The 437-nt window shown below is 62.0% G+C and carries 1 pseudogene; it reads left to right on the top strand.

The window, feature by feature from the left end:
• A pseudogene (locus HMPREF2847_RS09095) lies at positions 1–437 on the top strand (transposase); the annotation flags it as partial.

The raw sequence follows: 437 nt of genomic DNA, 5'->3' as shown, positions 1-437 counted from the left end.
CCCTGCTGCCCTGGTTGACGCAATTTTCGCCGCCCTTGCCGAGCAAACTGTCACGGTATCCGGCACTGCGGCAGCAGAATAGGTCATTCCCCAGCTGGCGGCGAACATCAAAGCGCTTCAAGCACAGCGCGACACGATCGCCGGACAAGTCGAGGAGATGCTCGAATCGTTCCCTCTTGCCCAGATCTTGATGTCGATGCCCGGCGTAGGCATCAAGACCGCCTCCAACATCTTGCTGTCCATCGGCGACTGCCAGGACTTCGCCGATGCCGCGCACTTGGCCGCTTACGCCGGCATCGCGCCGACCACCCGGCAGTCGGGTACGTCGGTCCGCGGCGAGTTTCCCACCAGGGCCGGCAATAAACGCTTGAAAAACGCGATGTTTCGATCGGCGTGGATCGCGTCGAACTGCCATCCCGCATCGCGCGACTACTACC

Origin of the sequence: Corynebacterium sp. HMSC074C03, from assembly GCF_001838285.1 — a bacterium.
Taxonomy (GTDB): domain Bacteria; phylum Actinomycetota; class Actinomycetes; order Mycobacteriales; family Mycobacteriaceae; genus Corynebacterium; species Corynebacterium amycolatum.
The sequence above is the reverse complement of the archived record's forward strand: the minus strand, read 5'-3'. Positions and strand labels throughout refer to the sequence as shown.